The organism is Enterococcus ureasiticus (assembly GCF_001730285.1).
GTDB lineage: Bacteria > Bacillota > Bacilli > Lactobacillales > Enterococcaceae > Enterococcus_L > Enterococcus_L ureasiticus.
The window spans coordinates 332,142-349,378 of record NZ_MIJZ01000015.1; the positions used below are offsets into that span (position 1 = coordinate 332,142).

At 34.7% G+C, this 17,237-nt stretch carries 17 protein-coding genes; all 17 read right to left on the reverse strand.

What is annotated here, in order from left to right; genetic code table 11:
- Positions 1-2: 2 nt before the first annotated feature.
- The 17 genes from BCR21_RS14100 to BCR21_RS14180 all read right to left on the reverse strand — a co-directional run bounded on the left by BCR21_RS14100 (position 3) and on the right by BCR21_RS14180 (position 17,016).
- Complete coding sequence (locus tag BCR21_RS14100) at positions 3-869, reverse strand: hypothetical protein (RefSeq protein WP_069647096.1); 867 nt, start codon at positions 867-869, stop codon at positions 3-5.
- Positions 870-1,001: 132 nt separating this feature from the next.
- Complete coding sequence (locus BCR21_RS14105; RefSeq protein WP_069647097.1) at positions 1,002-1,841, reverse strand: hypothetical protein; 840 nt, start codon at positions 1,839-1,841, stop codon at positions 1,002-1,004.
- 21 nt (positions 1,842-1,862) lie between these two features.
- Positions 1,863-2,213 carry a hypothetical protein gene (locus tag BCR21_RS14110; RefSeq protein WP_139125664.1) on the reverse strand — a complete coding sequence of 117 codons (351 nt, stop codon included), beginning with the start codon at positions 2,211-2,213 and terminating at the stop codon, positions 1,863-1,865.
- A 485-nt stretch (positions 2,214-2,698) separates the two neighbouring features.
- Positions 2,699-3,082, reverse strand: coding sequence for a hypothetical protein (locus BCR21_RS14115; protein WP_069647099.1), 384 nt, complete (start codon positions 3,080-3,082; stop codon positions 2,699-2,701).
- Positions 3,079-3,426, reverse strand: a complete 348-nt coding sequence (locus BCR21_RS14120; RefSeq protein WP_069647100.1) for a hypothetical protein — start codon at positions 3,424-3,426, stop codon at positions 3,079-3,081. Before BCR21_RS14120 ends, BCR21_RS14115 begins: the two co-directional genes overlap by 4 nt.
- A 28-nt stretch (positions 3,427-3,454) precedes the next feature.
- Positions 3,455-4,204, reverse strand: a complete 750-nt coding sequence (locus tag BCR21_RS14125) for a hypothetical protein (RefSeq protein WP_069647101.1) — start codon at positions 4,202-4,204, stop codon at positions 3,455-3,457.
- Positions 4,205-4,227: 23 nt separating this feature from the next.
- Positions 4,228-5,424, reverse strand: a complete 1,197-nt coding sequence (locus BCR21_RS14130) for a hypothetical protein (RefSeq protein WP_069647102.1) — start codon at positions 5,422-5,424, stop codon at positions 4,228-4,230.
- Between the two features lie 18 nt (positions 5,425-5,442).
- Entirely contained in the window at positions 5,443-5,775 is a 333-nt protein-coding gene (locus tag BCR21_RS14135) for a hypothetical protein (protein WP_069647103.1), read from the reverse strand.
- A 16-nt stretch (positions 5,776-5,791) separates the two neighbouring features.
- On the reverse strand, positions 5,792-6,076 hold the full coding sequence (locus BCR21_RS14140; RefSeq protein ID WP_069647104.1) for a hypothetical protein: 285 nt from the start codon (positions 6,074-6,076) through the stop codon (positions 5,792-5,794).
- A gap of 25 nt (positions 6,077-6,101) precedes the next feature.
- Positions 6,102-6,494 (reverse strand): hypothetical protein, encoded by a 393-nt coding sequence (locus tag BCR21_RS14145; protein WP_069647105.1) that lies wholly within the window; start codon positions 6,492-6,494, stop codon positions 6,102-6,104.
- Between the two features lie 22 nt (positions 6,495-6,516).
- Complete coding sequence (locus BCR21_RS14150; protein WP_069647106.1) at positions 6,517-6,819, reverse strand: DUF4176 domain-containing protein; 303 nt, start codon at positions 6,817-6,819, stop codon at positions 6,517-6,519.
- Between the two features lie 71 nt (positions 6,820-6,890).
- Positions 6,891-11,345, reverse strand: coding sequence for a type VII secretion protein EssC (gene essC, locus BCR21_RS14155; protein WP_069647107.1), 4,455 nt, complete (start codon positions 11,343-11,345; stop codon positions 6,891-6,893).
- The gene (gene essB / locus BCR21_RS14160) at positions 11,346-12,578 is read right to left on the reverse strand and encodes a type VII secretion protein EssB (protein WP_167351792.1); all 1,233 of its coding nucleotides are present in this window, start codon (positions 12,576-12,578) and stop codon (positions 11,346-11,348) included. It lies immediately after the preceding gene.
- Positions 12,579-12,581: 3 nt separating this feature from the next.
- Complete coding sequence (locus tag BCR21_RS14165) at positions 12,582-12,839, reverse strand: EsaB/YukD family protein (RefSeq protein WP_069647108.1); 258 nt, start codon at positions 12,837-12,839, stop codon at positions 12,582-12,584.
- Positions 12,829-13,299: a hypothetical protein gene (locus BCR21_RS14170; RefSeq protein WP_069647109.1), complete on the reverse strand. Its 471-nt coding sequence runs from the start codon at positions 13,297-13,299 to the stop codon at positions 12,829-12,831. The genes BCR21_RS14165 and BCR21_RS14170 overlap by 11 nt, the downstream gene beginning before the upstream one ends.
- Entirely contained in the window at positions 13,296-16,643 is a 3,348-nt protein-coding gene (esaA, locus tag BCR21_RS14175; RefSeq protein ID WP_069647110.1) for a type VII secretion protein EsaA, read from the reverse strand. Before esaA ends, BCR21_RS14170 begins: the two co-directional genes overlap by 4 nt.
- A gap of 70 nt (positions 16,644-16,713) precedes the next feature.
- Positions 16,714-17,016, reverse strand: a complete 303-nt coding sequence (locus BCR21_RS14180) for a WXG100 family type VII secretion target (protein WP_010766560.1) — start codon at positions 17,014-17,016, stop codon at positions 16,714-16,716.
- Between the last annotated feature and the right edge of the window lie 221 nt (positions 17,017-17,237).

Consider the following 17,237-nt stretch of genomic DNA (forward strand, 5'->3'; position numbering starts at 1 on the left):
AATTAAAGATCAGTATCTAAATCTATTAGGTCAACTTTTTTCCCAGAAACACCGATACCAATTAGACCAAGAGTACCTATCTCTATTCCATCTGAAGCTAAATTGGCTTTAATTTTGGCAGATATTATGGAGATGTCAAGTTTACCCACATATCTAGACTGATCATCTTCCCAAAAAGTAACTTGCATACCTATCTCTGCCATATTTCCGCCGAGAGATACTTCAGCGCCATCCTTATTGACAGAGCCTTTAAGTTCGGCATTTCCTATTGACCAGTCAACTTCATCTAAGGTTCCGCTAACAGCACTTGCTTTCATAGACCCACTTGCCCCAAGTCCTGATTTTACTGAATTTTTACTTTCTCCATTCAAATCAACATTTGAATTCAATCCCGGTTTCAATAAAGCGCCTTTCATAGAACCTTTGACATTAAAGAAATCTAAAGTAGCGTTGTTTACGTACTTAATTATATACTGTCCATTCTCATATAATAACACAGCATCTCTTCCCATTGTAGACGGTGGTCGGTTTATTAGAGGCCATGATTTCATATTTTTAAAGGTATAGTATTCACGCAAAACTTTAATTTGTTCATCTGATAAATTGCGATATAATTCTCTGATTTTTTCTTCTATTTGTTCTGGGGATAATAATTTGTTCATTTTGACTTCGTGTTCTAATCGTTTGTGACGTCCTTCATTGACACCAGGAATTTTATCAATGTTCCCAGCCTTACCTATTGCTTTTAAGCTAGAATTAAGACCGGGTGAAGTAAGAGAAGAAGCACTTTGGATTTGGCTTTTATATTGGCTTATTATATTCTTAAGCTGTTTCACTTCATCGGAGCGATTAGAGATATTTTCTTTCAATTTTTGATCGTTAGTTTTTGATTTTTCCTCTGCTTCTGTTAAAGCAACTTTTATTTTTCTAAATATCTAGGGAAGATGATTCTACAAGATCGTCTGATTTTTTAGATTAGATAGCATCTAAAATGATAGATACTATTCTTGAGTTTGTTCCTCTTTATATTCTTTAGACTTAGAACCATACCATAATTTTTTGTTTACATTGAATTTTCTTCTAAAGTTCTCAGAAAACTTATTTAATAAAAATAACCGTGTAACGGATGTAAATAACCACGGAAAGGCATAGATGCTAAAAAAACCAAAGAGGATAGGCAAAGCAGGTATAAGAGAAACCAATACCTTTCCTTCTAAATTTTGATTAGGAGTATTGTTTGAAAAAATATTAAAAATCATTGAAGTGATAAAGAGAACCCCCAGTATTGCTTTTATTAATTTTTGATTTTCAGTTGTAAATTTAGTAAATCGATCCAAGTCTTGATTTTTTTTTGTAATGTTTTTTGATTTTTTAATCGATTTAAAAATGCTATATAAAAAGCATACTGAAACCACTATTAAATTAACTAGTCTTAAATATCGATTCTCTATGAGAAGCTGTAAATCAATTAATATGAACAAATAAAATACTACAGCAAGTTCTACAAGCCAGATATTAGATTTATAAGCTAACAGTATATTTTTTCTTTTTCTATACATACCACCTAAGACAAGCATGTTAAAAGAAAAGTATAAACAAAATAATAAGACTATCCACCACACAGATGTTACAAATTGATATTCATTATTTTTATCTAAAAATTTTGAATCAGCAACTAAAAAATATCCGAACCAATAGATTCCTTGTAAGGAGCCTGCAAAAAAAATTGAAGCAATCAATCTTTTTCCGAAAGATAAGCTCTCGCTTTTGGTATAACATTCTTCAGCCATTTTTTCTGGAACAATATTCTCTATTTGTTCAAATTGAATTTCTTTTTTCAATGCAATAACCCCATCCCTCTGCTACCAAGCAAATGATTTACACACACCATTCCATGCGTTAGATATATTATTTTTCATGTTGTTAACATTCTTACCTATAGATTTTCCGGTATCATTTAGCCATTTACCCGTTTTATCAGTGATTTTCTGTGCACCATCAGCCAATTTATCTATTCCTCCATTTACAGTTTTCTTTAAATCAGAGTACATATTTGGCCAGAAGAATTGAACCATTTGGTTTGCTCCGCCAATACCTAAGCCGATAGCTACTCCTAATCCTGTTCCGACAACAGGAAATACAGAACCTTTTAAAGATTGAAAAAGGAGAAACAATTCCTCTAAGTACGACTCTTTACGCGATTGCATCTTCATTAGGTACAACAGTAGAGACTCTTTTTAGTGAAAATATTGAGCTTAGTCAGGCTTCTGAAAATATGGTTTTAGATGTTTTGAGGAAATAAGCCTCATTTAATTAACTACATAGAAATATTTTGGAAGACAATAAAAAGAGTGGATTTGATAAAGTAAATTTAGAGAAGGAGAGGAGGCTTCTTCTTTCGGAATTAGATATAAATGATATGAGTAATAAAGAACTATATAAGTTGATCTTGCTAAAGCAAAAAGCTGATTTAACAACCGCTTGCAAAAAAAATATTTAGAAATTAAAATAAATTGTGAAATGTTTTAAACCCTTATGTGTTCATAAATAAAGAGATTTTTGTTTTCTTTTAGCTCATAGCAATAGACAAAGAAAGGTTTAAAATAAAAGAAGATTCCTCAATAACCTTATGAGAAATCTTTTTTATTTTAAGTTAGCTTACAAATAATGATAATGCTAACTCTATAAACCATTCCATTTAGTTTTGTAATTCTTCTTTGTATTCTTTAGAATTTATACCATACCATTCTTTAGTGGACATACCCATTTCTTTTCGGTAATATTCTTGGTTTTTAAATAATTTGACTAAAGTTGAAACTCTTCCAAAAGAATATTCTACTAAAAATACTTCTAGAATAACTATAAGCAGTGGAAACAATGTTCCTATGATAGATACTTTTTTATCCTGACCACTAAGAAAGCCAATAATCCATCTTGTAATGATGACAATTAAAAATAGAATACTTCCATATTTTTCCGTTACTGACATTATCCCCGAAGCTTGTTTTTGCCGATCCTTTTTATTTTTAATATCTTTGTATACTTTTCCGACACCAAATATAAAAATTAAAATTGAAATCATCTGAATCCATATATCTTTAAGTGCCAAGATAAATAGAAAATGAAAATGTTTAAAATAAGTGATTGACTAATTTCAAAAATTAAAAGGGATAAAACTTTTTTTGATTTTTTTAAAGCTATTGCTGTAATGACTCCTGAGCAAAATAGGGCTGCAATAATTATTATCAAAAATTGCAACTGATCCATCCAATTAATTTGAGGATATACATCTTTTATGAAAAGTGTTGCGATGAAAGGGAGCAATGTACAAATTATTAACAATCCAATCATTGAAGTTAGTAAAAATTTAGAATCTTCTTTATCATATTTTTTTAAGTAATTCTTTTTAATGGACTCTATATCCATTTTTTCCACACCCTACTAACAAAGAAGCTTAGTTGTTGCTTTCAATTTCTTTAGACTCTTTAGATTTTTTACCATACCAATTACTGATAGATAAATTACTTTCATTTCTAAATTTTTCTTGATCACGAATAATTTTTTTTAAATGTACTATTCGCTCTAATTGATATTCTGTATAGAAAACTAGTGCAGCAACTATGAATAGTGGTGATAAAATAGCTATGAGTGAGAAATTTTCATTATTTGGGAATAAGAAGCTTGAAATCCATCTGATTACAATTATTAAAAGAAATGCAATTCCACCAAATTTTTCTGTAGCATTCATTAGTCCTTCACTTTGTGATTGTCTAGAAGTTTTCTTCTTCATATCAAAAAGAACTTTTAATAACCCGAATATATAAAGAATTGACAACATAGTTTTTGAAAAATTATTATCTAGAAATAAAACTATAAGAAAATATACTATTGACGAAATCACTAGAATAAATATCCATTGTGTAGTTTCAAATACTAATAGGGAAATAATCTTTTTTCTTTCTTTTAAAAAATATGAAATAGCGATTAAAAGTAAAAACGAAACTTCTATTCCTATTAAGAGCACTTGAATATTTGTTATCCAACTAATAGCATTTAGATGAGGATAAGCATCCCTCATTGCTGCTATGACAATAAGAGGTAATCCAATACCTATAAAAGATAGGCTTAAAAATGTTGTAAAAAAATATTTTGATTTTTGAGTATTATAATTATTAATATAGTCTTCTGTTATTATTTTTTTCATCCTTATAGCTCCAAATTTATTTTTTATGAAAACCAACTATTAGCAACTTGGGCAGAATTAACCTTAGGAACATTAAACCAATTTTTTATGCCACTCCAAGCGGATTTTATGCCGTTTCCAACAGCATCAATGCCGTCATCTATGACTTTCCCTACTACTCGAGCTCCTTTTTTTACAGAATTTTTTATATTGGCATGCTCCTCTGGCCAGAAAAATTTGGTTATTTGATTTACTCCACCTGCGATACCTCCAATTACAGCAACTCCCACATTTCCTGTTGTCGCCCCTAATAAAAAGCCATCAATAGGACCAACATTAAATATAGCATCTACACCGGCATCTGTAATAGATTGTCCGATCTTTCCTTTCGTTTCACTTTTGTCACTAAAGAAGTTTCGTGCTCCTTTTAGCCCGATTTCTATTCCCAACATACCCCATGGACCAGGTAAAACTTTACCCAGTTTGCTTAAAGGTTCCTTTAATTTAGAAGCATAACTTAATAAATCTCTTTTTAATGCTGGGGATATCCAACCGTCCACTTTTTTAAGAAAGCCACCTGCCTTTGTAAAAACTTCTACAGCTGTTTTACTAGCAGGATTAGCTTCTATAAACATCGCGGCACTTGCTAAGAAACCAGCAAAAGCGTTTCTAAATTTGGGGCTTTTTTCTAGCAGTTTTAGAAAATCTGGTGAATTAGCTAGGCTTTCCATTGCTTTTTTGGGATTCAATTTTAAAATAGCCATTAATCGACTATATTCATTTGAATCTAATACCCCTTTTGCCATTTCTGAAATAGAATCATAAAATTTATCAAATTGTATTGCTGAATACTTATTTGTAATAGTTTGATTTAAACTATTCAATCGGTTAGTAACTTCTGCGCTATTCGTCCCATTAGCTATCGCATTAAACTGTGAAGCAAACTCTTTGTCATTATTTTCAATCGCATATAACGGATTCTGACCATTAAAACTAGACATATTATTTAAGTTTTTCATATGTGTTTCTGTTAGCTTGGTATAAAGTTTTTTAGCAGAAGTATATGCACTACAACCTTCTAAGAAACTTTGATCTTGACTATCTAATTCACTAATATTATCAGATATTTTTTGAAAAAAGTTAGATTGAACACTTTCCGTAACTTCTGTAACACTATCTTTTAGACTCTTTGATTTGCTATAATACTCACTCATTGGAATGGTATAACTTCCTGCACCCATATTTAATAATACCCCCTCTTAATAGATTTTTCCACCTTTACCTTGACTATAAGGTTCTTGACCTTGCATTACTCTCTTAGCATTTCTATCACTTTCGACAAAAGCTTTTCCTACTTGTCCAGCATTGTCAATTACAATAGACCAATCCTCTTTTTCTTTTGTTAATTGACTAATTTTTTGTTCTAAAGCGGACTGCAAAGCTGTCGAAGCTTCCCCTTTAAAATCGGAACTCACAACACTTTTAACATTTTTATATGCTGCTGTTAACTCATCAAAGTTTGTTTGTATCTCAATCATTATATTTTTTAATTCAGCATGTTTGGTTGGATCATATTGTATTTTATCTGCCATTTATCTTCACCTTTCTTTAACTAGGAAACGAAACAGATGATTCAGAATCTGTCATAGTGTTATTGTAATGATGTATTTTTTCAGATAGAATTTCACATTCGACAACTAATTTTTTTTGCGCATCAATTTTTTTCGATACTTGTGTTAACAATTCATCGTATCCGCTTCCTAACAAGACCTCACCCATTTCAGTAAAAGACAACTCCGCACGAATTACTTTTTCTTTATATTCTGTAGATTTTTTGTGAGCTTTTTCAGCTGCGACTTTCAAACTATCTTTTTGTATCTTTATTACAGTCAATTTTTATTCCTCCTCACCAAAATTTCTATAGAAAATCTTGTCTGATCTTAGCCTTTACACTGTCATCAATAGATAATATATTTAATTGCTGCCTTTTCTTTTGCTTATCTTTTATTGGGTCGGATTCATGTTTCATTTTGAAGTACCAGCTGTTTAAGTTATATTCTTCGTTAAATTTAGCTTGAATAAAGCTGATTCTTTCGTCAATTTTACTGGTGAAGGAATCACGCTTTCCTGTGATTTTTGCAGTGTCAGCTTTAACTTTATTTACATAGCCATCGTAGCCGTTTTTAGCAGTTTCCCCGCCAACCCAACCAGGAATTTCTGTAGTAAATGAAGCTGCTGAATCTTCAATTGCTCCACCAGAAATACTTGCTTTAAAAGATTCTAGAGCAGAAATACGTTCTTTATAATTCATTACTGTTCACCTTTCTTTTTAGCTAATTAATTTTTTTCTTAGGAATAGTTATGTCACTTTCCCATTCTTCATAGACTTTTACAAATCGCTGTTCTTCTTCATCGGAGAAGCCTTCATGAACAACTTGATCAATATTTTCTTCATTGAAAAATATAGTTTGGTTTGGATCGATTCCCTCAGGATATGAACAGCCCATATAATCTACAAAGACCTCAGATTGTGTTTCTTCATCTTGATAAACTACACCACGCCCTACAACCATGATCTTTTGAGTTCCTTCTTTTAAATAAATAATTGTTCCTAATGGGTATAATTTTTTTTCCATGTTTTTTCTCTCCTCTAAAGTTAGAATTTTATGTAGAAGAGCGAAATAAATATTCACTCTTCTACTTGATGTTATCTGCAACATTTCATTTTGTAGTAGACATTATTGGTATAGAAATAAGCTTCATCCACTTCAAGCAAAGGTTCATTTGCTTGGTATGGTTTCTCAAACAATGTTTGATCTGCTTTTCGTAATCCTAAAATTGCTTGTTTTGTATTTGTTTTGATATATTTTGGAATTGCTTCGTAACCACTTAAGAAATTCAAGTAAGAGTACATCACTAAATGGATACCAACTTTTGGTGCACGTTCGTAAATAGCAATAAATTCATCGTCTTTAATTCCTGACTCTTTCACGAAATTCGCCATATTATCAATTACGACAACCCATGCATCCGTATTGCCATTTTCTTGTCTACGCTCGATTTCAGCAAGTAACATTTCTGAAAATTGTCCAACTTGTTCTCCAGAAACATAAGTTGAAATACGTTCTTGATATTGATTTAATGCACCTTCTGTATCAATGGCTAATAATTTTACATTATCCATTTGACTAACAGTAGAGATCATTTGTTTTTGCAATAACGTTAGAACTTCTTCACGATCACTGAAAGCTACAAGGTGCTTCATTTTAGCTAGGTCAATTGGGACAGCTTCAACCTCTTCATAATCAACGCCTAGAGGGATTAGTTGATTATTCATAGCATATTGAACTGATTTTTTCCGCTTGAAGCTTTCAAAATCAAGGATATCAGGCACCATCGGGATTGGTTCAGGTCTAGCGCCAGTCCAATGTTCATCCATTTGGCTAACTTCCTCTTGAATCGCTTCGATAATTTGTAATGTATCTTCACCATCGGCTGGTAATGCTGCTTGGAACAATTCTGGTTCTTCCAACTTGATCAATCCGCGACCAGGTAGGTCATCGATGGTCAATGTTGTCCGTCCAACGATGGCTCTAGGCTCACTATCATCAATCATTTTCAAAACAATTTGTGTTTTGATATTACTTGAAAGTGTTGCTCTGATAGAGTTTTGTCTACCTGCAGAAAGAAGTAGATGAAGTCCAACACCAGCACCTTCACGCGCCACTTGTGTAATGACCTTTTCAAGGATATCGTTGAATTTTGTATCCTTCATTCCTTCAAAACCATCTAACAGAATAAGGATAATCGGTTCTTCTTTCCCACTAGCTCGTTCATACATATCCAAACTAGCCACAGAAAACTCACTCAACAACTTCTTACGACGTTTCAATTCATCATTGATCCGTCTCGCAAATTTCTCGATTTTCTCTTCTTCATCAATACTCATCGTATCCGCCACATGCGGTAATTTCTTCAACGGCAGTAAACCATTCGTCCCAAAATCAAGCAAGTAAACATTTAACCGCTCAGGATTATGCACACGCGCTAAATCCATCACAACCGTCTGCATAAACGTACTCTTACCATATCCAGGACTACTAAACACAGTCATATGCCCTTCTTGCGTCATATTCAAACGCAAGGTATTTTGTGCCTGCATACTCGGCACATCCACCACACCAAGAACTGGTTCAAGCGGCTGTTTCTCTGTCAACCATTCTTCTCTAAAGTCGACTGGATGCAGCGTAGAAGAAGCAATTCGTTCTTCCAACGGCGGTAACCAAGGTCTCGGTAGTGGGGTGATATTTTCACGTTCTGCCACTTCATGAATTCCATCAATAATGGCATCGAGTTCTGTCGGAATCTGTTTCACATCATCCGCATTTTCCAAGCCACTTAAATCTTCACTTAAAATTTCATACTGACCAAGGTCGTTAACCAAGTAAATCGTATGATCTTCAATCTGTTGGTCATCTTTCTCAGGCTGATAATCGGCACCACTCCACGCACTTTGGAACAATTCATAAATCTCATTATTCCCCACTTGCAAGTACGCACGCCCAGCTTGCGTGATTTCCGCCGCATCTGGCGTTTTCAACATTTCCATCGAATCGGCTTTATCCGCCACTTTCAACGCTAATTTAAATTTCGAGTTACTCCAGATTTGGTCGTTGACCACACCACTTGGTTTTTGCGTCGCAAGAATCAAGTGAATTCCCAATGAACGCCCAATACGAGCCGTGGAAACAAGTTCCTTCATAAACTCAGGTTGTTCAGATTTCAATTCGGCGAACTCATCTGAAATTAAGAAGAGGTGAGGCATAGGCTCTTCAACATCGCCATTTTTATATAATTTTTGATACTGATTGATATGATTCACGTTATTCTCCGAGAAAAGGCGCTGACGGCGTTTTAGCTCGGCATTGATCGAGATTAAGGCACGCATACTTTGAGCGCCATCTAGGTTGGTAATACTTCCTAATAAGTGGGGTAGGTTACGGAACAAGTTCGCCATTCCTCCACCTTTGTAGTCAATCAGTAGGAAAGCCACATCATACGGGTGGAAATTCACGGCTAAACTCAAAATATAACTCTGCACAATCTCAGATTTACCAGAACCCGTTGTCCCAGCGACCAATCCATGCGGTCCGTGGGCTTTTTCGTGTAAGTTCAAGTACACGATATCGTCTTTTCCACGTAAACCAAGTGGTACAGCTAAGGTTTTATGAGGAGAATGTTCTGCCCAACGTTGGGTGACATTAAATTCCTCGAATTTTTCGATGCCGTACATTTCTAAGAAGGTCACGGCTTCAGGAATACTTGATTTCAAGTTCTGTAAGTGATTCAATGGTGCCAACAAACGTGGCAATTGTTCTTTATTAAACGCAGTAGGGAAGTGATCCAATTGGAACGGCGTATTTTTCAATTTCCCTTCTTCCAACAAGAGCACCCCAGTATTACGGTCACGGATATCGATAACGGTTTTGATATTATCCGATAAACTACTCATAACATCTTCCACGAAAATCACGCTACAACCCAATTCACTCGAATCTTCATTGAAGAATTCCATGATCACATGATCTAAAATCAGCTTCTCATCAGTGATCATCACCACATAATGAGGGGAGAAGATCGTACTATCACGGCTATTGCGGTTTTCTTCCATAGAATTTTTACGGTTTTTCAAGATTTGATTCAAACTATTCAATACTTGATCACGACTCCGTTGGTTATAGACAAACCCGCGCACATTCACATCTTGCATTGTTGCATGAGGCAACCAACGCATCCATTCCCATAGGTCTTTTTCTGCTTCTGGGAAAATCGAGATAAACTGTAGATCATGGTAACTATGGAAGACAGATAATTGATTCACCAATAAATGAAGCTGTTCCAACACTAAGTTTCTAGGCCCAATATACCCAACAGGTCCATTGACTAAGTTGGCAACAATCGGCATATCCTCTAGCTCTAAACTTTTCGTATAAAGCTCATACCCACTTTTTTCTAAATCATCCGTTTCTTTGCCACGTTCTTTGTTGGAATAGGTAATTTCACTTGATGAACCAAGCGTTCCCAATCCTAAACGGTAGAACAGAAAGTCAAAGTGTAACGGTGTTTTTTCATAAATTCTTGGGCTATAAGTTTTCGTCATTTCCAACAATTCTGAAACGGTTGGATAATGATACAGCTGCCCTTGTTTTTGTTCTTGATTTAATTGGTGCAATTCCACCGATTTATCGACTAAATATTTTTTATAGCTGACTTCACGGTCGATCAAGCTTTGTTTGTGCTCTTTTTTCCCTTTAAAGTAATTCGTGATCGAGAAAATAATCGTGATCAAGGTCGTTGCCGCACTGGCTAATACGAATAACCCGTTCGGTCTGAAAAAGGCCATTGCAACTGTCACCATCAGCATCACGATTGGTGGTAAAATCGTTTTGATTAGTTGGTCTTGTTGTTTACTATTTGGTTCACTTGGGGCATTAATCATCATTTTTTCTTCTGGTTCACGGTAAATGATTCGTGGTGAACGGTGGAAATCTGGGTAATCTTCATATACGTCATAACGAGACGTATAGATTTCGCATAAATCAGATTTGATGATCGTGCCTTCTGTCGCATGGATTTCATGCGTAAAGACCTTCAATGTGTGGTGCAAGAAAGACAGTTCGTCTCCTTTACCAAGTAAATACTCTGTGCTGGTAAATAGCTGATTATTGATCATCAACTCACCAGAAAGGACTGTCAACAACCATTGATCATCTTGTTTTTTCAAAATAGCAGAAAGAGGCTCAGCTAAATGATCATTCGGTAATTCAAGGGTTGCGCCTTTATCCGTACTTAAAATAATTTCTTTCTTATCTAATAGATCAAACACATGTAGCTTGGTCACAGGTGTTAAAATAACTGTTGCTTGTTGATCATCTGATAATGAAAGAGTGAGGGGAGAGCCAAGGGATAAAACATGTTCTTGACCTTGGTGTGTGATTACCCACTCGTCTTGCTTTTCAATCGTCAATTCGTCAGCCTCTGTCGATGATGGCAAGTGAAGAGAGGCTTGATTATCCGATCCGATTCGTTGCGTCTTTTCTGCATCAAGGATTAGTTGATAGCGATAGCCTTGAAGGTAGATGATGGCTTGTGTCTGGGTCATCTAATTTCCCTCCTGAGCAGTCGATCCTTGTGTTTGTTCCGCTTCTGCTGCAGCATTCACACTTTCGTCACGTTTTTCTTTGTATTTTTTGTAGTCCGCTTCTAATTTGCCGATCGTTTCTTCTTTTTCAGTACCAGTCATTTTCGTGTCTTTTCTAACTTGTTCGATTTTTTGTGTGATTCCATATAAAATCAAATCAGAATCTTCTAAGTTTTTCGCTACATCTAGCGCTTCATCAAGATTTCCACGACCGTTTTCGATCCAGTAATCTAGGTAATTTTCATCAGAACGTAACGTTACGTTGTTTAAAATGACTTTTTTCTGTTGCTCTTGCAATGCTTCACCTTGAATGAAACTAAAGGCTAATTCATATTTTTGTGTGAAAGGAATACTTGCTGTTTTTACTGGTTCTAACGTTGTGATCACGGCTTCATAGTCATTTTTCAAGAAAGCTGTGTCCGTATTTTGCATCCGATCTAAGAATGGTAAACGGAAAAACAGTAAATAAACGAGTGGAACCACTAAAATAGCAGATAAGACTGTCATCCAAATCGATAATTGTTTCATCACTTGGAATTTCGTTTTGCTGACTTTTTTGATTGTTTTTGCCGCATGTTCTACGGTTTGATCGTACATTTGAACCAAGTATTGTCTGATATCTTCAAAGCTTTCTTGTTTCAGAATCGTTTGGATAAATTCAGAGCCTTTTTTGATTTCTAATTGGCCTTCATAGAGTTTAGTAAAGTCATCTTTTTTCTCGAATAAGGCGATGATCAAGCTTTTGTATTGTCTTAGTAGTAAGTCGTTATTTGTCACTTTCGGCGGCATTTTTCCGTCTAGTCCGCGATAAGCGATTTTTGGCTGTAAGTTATAATCAAACAGCAAATTTTCAGGATGGATAAAGAAGGTAAGAGGTAAGTCTAATAGTTGTTCAACTGCGGCCATATTTGCCATGGCACGAAGTTTATCTTCTTTTGTTCCAGCTTTTAATTCGTTAAAGGTAATGCGTTCTTTTGGTAATTCATAGGTGAACGTCACCGCATCTTCTTCCCAGTGGATGCTTGTTTCCATCAATAGTGGATGAGCAACTTTTAGTAAAGCCAAATCCTTTTCTTCGTTGACTTGAACTTCTGATTTTCTTAGTGCTAGTTGCCAGTTTTCTAGTGTTTTCTTAAATTCATACGTATGTTTTTCAATTATTACAGCAACAGTTGTTTCCTTCATAGTTTCCATCATTTACTCCCCCAACACTTCAATTATATCTCCGTCAGTAATCGGAAAATCTTTTAGTTTTTGTTCTTCATCTAAAAGAAGTCCCTTATTCAAAACTTTGATTTGGTATTTTTTTACATCTTTTTCTTTGCCAAAAATTTGGTTCAATTCTCGAATAAATCTAAAAACAGTAATGTTATTTGGAATTCTTAAATCGACCATTTTTTCTTTATTTTTTTGATACAACAACGTTACGTTGATATGTTCTGTATTATCTGCCATGATTCTGTCCTCTTTTTCTGTTGTGATACAAAAGTAAGGTGACAACGGTCACCAACGCTAAGCCTAAAATTAATGGAAATAACGCAGGAGGAGAAGAAACCGTTGATTCAGTTTCTTCTCTTTTTACTGCTGCTTTGTTATTTTCACTTGCTGTAAATAGCTGAGTAGGGTCTAATTCTTTTACTTTTGCTCCTTTTGTTAGGAAGAGCTTAGACATGTCTTCTTGTTTTTGTTTTTCTTCCAATGCTTTTGCATCGGTCGTTTTTTTGATCATTTCAGTTTCGAATAAGCGGTCTTCTGCCACAAAGCTTTTGGTTTTTCCATCGTCCACTTGCTCTTTATTTAAACGATCTGTTTGTAATTCTAAGTTGTTATCAAGTAACGTTTCTTCAGCGTTGGTTACGTCAGAAAAGGAAAGGATACTGATTCCTAGTAAACTTAAGAATAGTAGCTTTTTCATTTCGACATCACTTCCTTCGCTTTCCGTTTGGGTTTCCAGATGAAAATATTGAATACGATCAAGGCTGCAATTGCTAATAGATAAAGAATGATCTGAACAATATTTAAGGCATTATTTGCTAGAATATCTGCTAAGTTATTTTCCCCGATCGATAGTGGATTGATCGAGCGAATAAGGTCGACCATCGGATTGTTTCCTTTGGTTTTACCGATTGCATTGGTGACAAAGACATAACTGATAAATAGGAAGAGACTCAGAGCAAAACCTGCGATATGGAATTGTTTCATGGCATAGTGATTTAATAATGAGAAGATCAGCATGAACAATACGACCATCATGCCCCAAACGATTTGGGATTCTTTGACGATACTTAATTCACTGATACTTAGCATACTTAAGATCAAACCAATGCCGATAGCACTTAAGCTGAGCAGCAATGTTTCTAGCATGTTGTCTTTTAGCCATAGTTTTTCTTTTTTAAATTTGTTTTTGACTTTTCTGGCAACGGGCTGTGTTGCAAACAGGTAAGCGACAAACAAACTTAAGGTATACATGATCAAGATCCAAGTGAATGGTTCATTGACTTCCGTTGTTTTGATCGTGGCTTCTGATTTTCCGTTGACAGGATTTGCGATAAATTGTAGCAGTGTATTATTTGGTACGCCGTCTTTGTGTGCATTGTTCAATACTTTGATAAATGCTGAGACGAAATCATTGTTGTTAGCGAGTTCTTTGTTTAGATTGTCCATGATGATATCTGCGTTAGCCGATAGGTCTTCACCATTTTTTTGTGCGGTCTGTACGTCTTTATCAAACGATGTGAAGACAGATTTAACGCTTTCCGCTTCTTTGACATTCATATCAGATGCGTCTTTCAGCATTTCTGCTTGCTGTTTGATTGTTTTTAGCATAGAATCGATCGCTGATATTTCTGTATCTGTGGCAGTATTGTCTGAAGCAACTTTTGTTTCAGAAGTTGTCGCTTCGGTCATCGTTTTTTGCCAATCAGCAATTTGTGCTAAGTGGGATTTGACGTTTTCATTCAGGCTCATTGTGTTGCCTTGGATATCTTGCAGTTTTTCCCCGATTCGTTCCGATTGACGATCGATATCGTCTGCTTGTCGGCGTAAAGCTACAAGTTTTTCATGTTGATCTTTGTAATGACCTGTAGTAAACGTTCCGTTAAGAACTTGTTTGAACATTTCTGTCATGTTCATGTCTAGTAGGTTGTTGAAGACATCGAATGGGTATTTGTTGAAGTTTTTTAGTTCTGCGTTGACTGTTTGATATAATTCGATATTTCTACCTAATTGTTCAGCATATTGTCGGTTTGCTTCTAGGTAACTTTCTGATAGAAAGGCTGAAACATCAGCTTTTTGTGTCCATGTGGCGATGTATTCTCCATTACTAGCTCGAGTATTATAGTTTTCAACCTGTGGTGCTTCTTCCACTTGGGAATTTGTTTCAATTTGTGTGTCGGTCGTTTGACCTTCTTCAGTATCAGAAGTTTTTGTTTCTTCTGTTGTTGCTTCTTCTATTTTCGGTGTAACTTTGAATGAAGGTGTTGTTTTTGTAATAGGAGCACTTTCTCCAACAACAGAAGGAACTACAACTTTTGCAGTAATACTGAATTCAGGAACAGGTTGTGTTTCATCAAAATCTGATGTGAAAGTATAATTAAAAGTAATTTTGCTATTACGTTCGATTTGGATAGGAGTTTCAGGTTCAACTATAATCCCTTGATAACCATAAGTAACGCTCTCGATTCCGGTTGGAAATTCTCCAAATGTAATAGATCCAATATCTTTATAATTTGTTGTTTCAATAGTAAAGGATTTAGAGGCAGCATGTGCAAAGTTTCTTCGATTCACTAGCCTGTCATAAGCAGTTCTTAAATCTTTATGGTAGATACTATCTCTCAGTGTTTCACTATCCACTTTCCACACCAGTTCATCTATTGGTGTGTTTTCAGGATACTTTTCATTTGTATCACGAATTTGTTGATTGATTTCCTCTATATATTCAAGTATCCCGCCACTTTTATACATACTAGTTCTGATTTTATCTATGGCTGGATTTTTTATATATGGAGAATAGTCATACATAAAGAGTTCATTAAATTCGTTGATATCCCGAGTATCTTGTTTGAAAGGCAGGCTATCTAAACGTTTTTGCATGTTGTCTAAATAGTTTTTGTTAAAAGTTGAGACAGTTGAGAGTTGCCCAGAGTCATAATCCATTTTTGTAAGGACATCTTTAAACGTAACTTCATCTGGATTGGTTACTCTAAATTGTTTGAAAAATTCTTTACTATAAGTATCAAAATACTTATCTTCAATTCCTTCTAATTCATCAATCTGTTTTTCAACATCAGCTTTAGAAGCAACCAATTGTTCATTTAAGGCATTCATTTGCTCGATATAACGACCGTTACCGTCATCTGAGGCGATAAAATCATCCTGCAATGACTGGTTTAAACTTTCAAGTGTGCTGTACAATTTACTTGTCTCTGAACTTAGCACACTGTCATCCATCGACGTTAAGATTTTTACAAATTCCTCATACGATAGTTTGCCATCGGCACGTTGTTTTAATAACTGTTCCAGTAATGTAGAAAAGTCTTGGTGACTGCTGACAAGTGACTCTGGATTTTTTATAAAATCGACCAAAGTGTTTGTCAGTAGGTCATTTGCTTGCAAAGCGCTTTGAGATTGTGAGGTGATACCTGGTAAATAATCTTTAAAGTTAATCGTTGGCTGATAAAGAATATCTTGAAATTTACCAACTGAATCTGTCTGGTTAGTATAAACTTTTTCAATATTTTGTTGTGCAGTATATAAATTATCAACGATACTGACCACATATAAATCCACCAGCTGCTGGTTCAAATCATTGACGATTCTCCGACCAACACTTCTAGATTCATTTTCTAAGGTAGCATTCCCATTGGCATTGATTTTATAATTGACTTGCACTTTTTCTGGTGCTTCACTATCTAGCTCTAAAAGTTTGCTTGAAAAATTGCTTGGGATTGTAACAAGTAAATTATAAGTGCCATTTTTTAAACCATTTTCAGCAATCCCTCTACTCACTGTAAACCAGTTGTATGTTGCATCTTTTTCAATTTTCTTTACGTAATCTGAGCCTAGGTTATAGTCTATGTTATTTTTATTGATCCCGTTATCTTCATTTACTAATGCAATATTTAACCGCATATCTTGTTCTTCTTTTGCTTTATTTGCAGAGATATCGGTAAAATCTCGGTTCATAAATATCAACATAATAAGTAATATTACAACCATCCAAACAGACTTCAACATATAATATAGTTTTTTACTGTTCATTTATCATTCTCCTAAAAAAAGAGGAACAGTGAGGAGCAAGTGCCCTCTCTATTCCTCAGATATGTGTTTCTTATAGACCTCTTCCGATTGCTGAAGAGATATTTTGGTCTGTTTCTTCTACAATGTTTGCAACTTCGTTCAATTGTTTGTTGATTTGCTCTAATAATTCAGCAAACTCAGATACTTTTGGTTTTAAAGCAGTGAATTGATCGTTAAAGCTATCAAAACCGCTACCTTCCCAGTTGCCTTGGATTGTATCTTGTTCAGATTGTAACTTCTGTAAAATATCGTTTACTTGGTTTGAACCATCCGTATATTTCGTTGCAGAAGTTCTTAGTTCTTGTGGGGATAATTTAATTCTATCGCCTGCCATTTTTCATTCCTCCAATTGTTTTTTTAGTAAGCTTTATTAATGCCCGCTACTTATATAAACGTTACCATAAAAAAGAGGTATAGAAATACTTAATGTAATAAGTTGCAATTTTTAAGTAAAAAATAACAATAAAAATAGGTTTTATGCTTGCCATTTAGAGTGTTTTTTGTCTTAGTGAGATTTTTATAGTTATCTATAAGTTTGAAAAATAAAAAAATCTG